This window comes from Haladaptatus sp. (genome assembly GCF_049589095.1).
Classification (GTDB): domain Archaea; phylum Halobacteriota; class Halobacteria; order Halobacteriales; family Haladaptataceae; genus Haladaptatus.
In genome coordinates, this window is sequence record NZ_JBAWAC010000354.1 from 1 (window position 1) to 2,415 (window position 2,415).

Genomic DNA, 2,415 nt, shown 5'->3' on the forward strand with positions numbered 1-2,415 from the left:
CGACCCGTGAGCACGTCGGTCGTCGGCATCGCCTATTTTCGGCGGCAGTGACACCTATATCCCTCCCGTCCATCGTTCAGTTCACACGATGACCGACCCGGATACGATCGAAACCTATCAAGCGGTCGCCGACGAGTATCGAGACCGGAACGCCGACAGGACGGGCGTCGAGGAGTTGGTCGAACGATTTCTCGAAGCGGTCGAGGGGGCGGCCGACGGTGACCACGCGCGAATCGCGGACGTCGGGTGTGGGCCGGGGTGGGAGTCGGCGACCTTCAGCGACCACGGGCATTCGGTGGTCGGTATCGATCTCACGCCGAACTTCCTCCGTGCGGCGCGGGACGTCGCACCGACTGCGGAGTTCGCGCGAATGGACATGCGCAGTCTCTCCCTCGAATCGGACTCCTTCGACGGTCTCTGGTCGTGTGCGTCGTTTCTCCACGTCCCGCGGGAGGACGCGCCGCCGACGCTGGAGGAGTTTCATCGGGTGCTCGAATCCGGCGGGATCTTTCTCCTCTCGGTCAAACACGGCGAAGGGGAGGTCGACGGCGACGTGTACGAGACGGACGAACGGTCGTTCACGCTCTACCGCCCCGACGAACTGTCGAAGATGGCCGAGGAGGCCGGATTCACGGTGGATTCGATCAGCATCGATGCGACCCAGACGTGGCTGCAACTCCTGGCACGTGCGTGATTTTCTTTCGCTTCGTTTCACACCAGCGCCCGCGCCAATCCGCCGATCGCGCCGAGGACCAACGGAATCGCGACGGCGAGGGCGGTGATTTGCCCCATTTCGACCCCTCGCCCGAGCGAACCGTGGAGCGCGAGCAGGCCGCCGAAGACGAGCAGTACGAGGACCCCGAATCCGAGTCCGGTAAGGACGCCGCGTTTCAAGTTCATCGCCGGCAGACTCACCAACGCCCCGCCGATCAGCAGGCCGATCCAGTGGAACCACGCGAGTGCGAGGCCGACGAGTGCGCCGATGGCGATGAACGCCACGCGTTGGGTCGGGTCGGCGCGGAGGTCGTCCAGTCGGCTCATCGGTCGCCTCCGAATTCGACGGCGACGTTCCCGCGAATCTCGTGGGTCAGGGGTTTGTACTTCGTGTCCGCCCACCGCTTCAGTTGGTCGTGATAGTGATCGGAAAAGTAATCGCCCGAATTGCCGCCCGGCAGGATGGCCTCCGAGTCGCCTTTCATTGGGCAAATCATGCGCCAACTGCTGCCGACCGCCGATTCCTTGCGGTAGTTGTTGACTGTCTGGCTCGACCCGTCGGTCGGAATCACGGGATAGTTCAGAAACGACTGGTCGAACGGGTGGGTGATGGCCTCCGTCGTGTTGTAGTCGCCGTACACTTCGGCGTCGGACGCATCGATGGCTTCCGTTGCCGTCTGGAGGGCCTTCATCATCGTAGCTTTCCGCCCGTCGCTTCCGAACCAGCGACTGCCGTCGAGGTGCGCCAACACCCAATCGCGCGGGTAGTAGCTGTCGTCCAATTCGGCGCTCTCGAACGTGTCCTTGAAAGTCCTCTCGCGGAACGCGTCGAACCACTGGACGAACAGCAGGGCGGCCCGCGAGTCGCGTTCCATGCGGTAGTCCCAATTCGAGAACGTCTCGACAGCGGATTCTAAATTTTCACTTCCGTTCCCGTTTTCGCGGGCCGCCTCGACCAGCGTCGGAACCAGTGCCTCCGCCCGCTTGTCGAGCGTGTCGTCCTGTATTCCCTCCATCGTCGCCACGTCGATGTCTCCGGATTTCGCCTTCTCGTCCAGCAGTTCGTAGATGCGCTGGGCGCGGTAGGGGCTGGCGTACGCTTCCGACAGGTACGGGTCGTTCGTGATCCGCTGATTCGCCGTCGCGATGAGGTCCGGGTCGGTGACGTGTGGTTTTTCGTCGAACGGGACGAACCCTTCCCACGTCGAGACGCCGAACGGTTCGAACCCTTTCCATTCGGTTTCCCCGGCCGACCCGTCGAAGATTCGGTCGCCGCGGACTTGCTTCCCGTCCACTATCCGACGCGGAATCCTGCCGGTGGTGTAATACAGCGTGTTGCCGTCCCGGTCGGCGTAGACGAGGTTTTGGGTCGGTTCGTCGAACTTCTTCGTCGCCGCGCGCAGGTCGTCCACGCCGTCGCTCGTGTTGAACTCGTGAATCGCCAGCGTCGTGTCCATGGCAGAGTGGCCCGTCCACGCGACGCCGACCCGGTAGCCGTCGCGTTCGAGCACCGGACCGTGGACGGTCTTCCGAAGCGTAGTCGTCCTGTTCGTCCCATCCGCGACCTCGATCTCCCGCCGTTGGGTTTCGAAGTCGCGCCCCTCGCCCTTGTAGCGGTATCTGTCGCCATCGATTTCGTATCGGTAAAAGTCGATGACGTCCGCACCCGCGTTGGTGAATCCCCACGCCCCGGCGTGGTTC

General features: G+C 63.4%; 3 protein-coding genes. 1 reads left to right on the top strand and 2 read right to left on the bottom strand.

Features of this window, described 5'->3' with window-relative positions; genetic code table 11:
- The first annotated feature begins 88 nt into the window (after positions 1–88).
- Positions 89–694, top strand: a complete 606-nt coding sequence (locus tag WBV42_RS11200) for a class I SAM-dependent DNA methyltransferase (RefSeq protein ID WP_423986104.1) — start codon at positions 89–91, stop codon at positions 692–694.
- Positions 695–711: 17 nt separating this feature from the next.
- Here the strand turns inward: WBV42_RS11200 and WBV42_RS11205 are convergent, their stop codons facing one another.
- Both WBV42_RS11205 and WBV42_RS11210 read right to left on the bottom strand, forming a co-directional pair.
- Complete coding sequence (locus WBV42_RS11205; protein ID WP_423986105.1) at positions 712–1,041, bottom strand: hypothetical protein; 330 nt, start codon at positions 1,039–1,041, stop codon at positions 712–714.
- A partial coding sequence (locus WBV42_RS11210; RefSeq protein WP_423986106.1) for a penicillin acylase family protein occupies positions 1,038–2,415 on the bottom strand: 1,378 nt, incomplete at its 5' end. The genes WBV42_RS11210 and WBV42_RS11205, both read right to left, overlap by 4 nt.

Bases quoted from the DNA above. Each gene is read 5' to 3' on its own strand.
- WBV42_RS11200 (WP_423986104.1), top strand. From the start codon at position 89: ATGACCGACCCGGATACGATCGAAACCTATCAAGCGGTCGCCGACGAG.
- WBV42_RS11205 (WP_423986105.1), bottom strand. From the start codon at position 1,041: ATGAGCCGACTGGACGACCTCCGCGCCGACCCGACCCAACGCGTGGCG.